The following is a 1,537-nucleotide window of genomic DNA, read 5'->3' as shown; positions in this document are numbered from 1 at the left end:
AACGGTTCTGGTGCAAAACCCACTTGAGTGCTACGATCATCGTATCAATCGTCGAGATGAGGCCGGCATGTATGAACGCATTCGCATGGAAGCACTTCGAAGGTTACATGTTCCTGATGGCTGTTCGGTGGTATTTGCGATACAGCTTGAGTTATCGTGACACCGTTGAATTGCTTGAGGAGAGAGGCGTTTATGTTGCTCATGCCACCATCATCCGGCAGATAAAATACCTGAACAACCTCGTTGAACAAGACCATCGTTCTATCAAAAGGATTACGAAACCCATGCTTGAGTTCAAGTCATTCGTGACTGCCGAAAAGACACTTGCTGGGATAGAGGCTATGCATATGCTACAAAAGAAGCCGGTTGAGATGCAGCGCACGCCTGCTTGTTCCATTGTGTCGTTCATAGATGACCTGTTTGGAACATCCGCCTAATCAATGGATCGCAAACGGGCCAGTCTACGCTGCTCGCAATCTTTGCACCAGAACCGCGCGGGCTAAATTAATGTTTCAACAAGGTTTTGGGGGTGACATATGAAAACAGTCGTTATCAAGTCGATAAGTATCTTTCTTGGACTCTCGCTAATTGTTTCTTTGATTACAAATTACGTGTTATATCGGCATGAGAGGCATGAGGAGCGATACGTACGGTTTTTGTACAATCAATTCATTTTCTCCACAGATATGGCAACTGAAAGTTTGGGAGAAGTGAACCATGGCCCAGCGGACTACCGGAGATCGGCTGTTGATACATCAGATGCCGCAAACGCTTTGTCTGCCTTAGTGAATTATGAGTCTCTCGCACAAAATTTCAATTCCGGAGAGTCCGATATCTCCCATGTTAGACAAATTGCGATTTTTTTGTCCTATGTTTCTCTCGCGCTTGTCAAGCAAAATCCCGGATTCCAAACACGGAGAGGAATCATCACGATGAGTCCTCTGTCGGCGAAAACACTTATCTTTAGTATCGACCACATACTGATGAGCAACATCAGGGATTCCAATATTCCGACGGACAAAGTATCTAACGTCTTTGACCAGATATACAATCTCATCCCACAAGACTTTCGTAGTCAACACATGCTGGAGTTCTTCTATTACTGAGTGATTAGTGGAGCGGGCGCTTCAAATGATTGGCGACTGAACGACTCTGACGCAGGCCTAGGTGCAACTCGACGATCAACCTCTGCACTAGGAGACACGCATGCTCCCCGCGGGATCTCTCAGCCAAGTCCATTGTCCATGAGTGACTCATCGCAAAAGCTGTCCAACGTGTCAAAAATGTGGGTGATAAATCCCTCTTCACGCAGCAGATTCGCTAAGAGACCGGCGACCACCAGTGGCTCGTGTCCTTCCCAACCGCCTTGCACCAACAACGCATGCCGCACGCCTCCACCCCACTCTCATCCCTTTTCTTATAGCGAAGCATAACGCTGAATGAAAGTCGCGGAGAGCGCTCGCTTTTGGCGACATAGTAATCTCCGATGGTTTCTAGGGGAAATATCTATGTGTCAGATATAGCTAGACAGGATTGC

General features: G+C 47.2%; 1 protein-coding gene. It reads left to right on the top strand.

Features of this window, described 5'->3' with window-relative positions:
- Positions 1-437 (top strand): DDE-type integrase/transposase/recombinase (locus AC2VLY_RS17225; protein WP_486922719.1); only part of this gene is annotated, 437 nt, incomplete at its 5' end.
- Positions 438-1,537 lie beyond the last annotated feature (1,100 nt).

The organism is Acidithiobacillus sp. TH-A36 (assembly GCF_057473445.1).
The sequence above is the reverse complement of the archived record's forward strand: the minus strand, read 5'-3'. Positions and strand labels throughout refer to the sequence as shown.